The following is a 585-nucleotide window of genomic DNA, read 5'->3' on the forward strand; positions in this document are numbered from 1 at the left end:
GACCTTGCTTAAGCTCTATAACGAGCTTTACGCGGCGCGCGTCGTCCTGGAAGGCTCGATCCTGAAGCCCAACATGGTCATCTCCGGCAAGAAATCCGGCAAGACCGACAGTCCCGAGGAAATCGCCGAGAAGACGATAAAACTGTTCCGCGAAGTGGTGCCGGCAGCGGTGCCGGGAATCGCGTTCCTCTCCGGCGGCCAGGAGGACGAGGAGGCGACCGCCAACCTCAACGCCATCAACGCCATCGGTCCGCATCCGTGGAAGCTCACCTTCTCCTATGGCCGCGCGCTGCAGGCCGCGCCGCAGAAGGCGTGGAGCGGCAAGGCCTCGAACGTCGCCGCGGGCCAGGCCGCCTTCACCCACCGCGCCCACATGAACCATCTGGCGGCGCTCGGGAAATGGCAGCCGGCCCTGGAAAAGGCCGCCTGACATCACCTTCTTTGCCATTAAGAACCCGGGCCATCGGCCCGGGTTCAGACTGCTGACAAACCCCTGGCGTTAGCCGGGGGTTTTTGATTCACTGGGTCATGTTGAAGCGACCCGCCCCCGAACAGACCGCGCTCGAGATGGTAACGTTGGACCAA

General features: G+C 63.2%; 1 protein-coding gene. It reads left to right on the forward strand.

Annotation, left to right across the window (positions count from 1 at the left end; genetic code table 11):
- On the forward strand, positions 1-430 hold a 430-nt coding region (locus EOD07_RS36750; protein ID WP_127238528.1), incomplete at its 5' end, for a class I fructose-bisphosphate aldolase.
- Between the last annotated feature and the right edge of the window lie 155 nt (positions 431-585).

This window comes from Mesorhizobium sp. M2C.T.Ca.TU.002.02.1.1 (assembly GCF_003997225.1).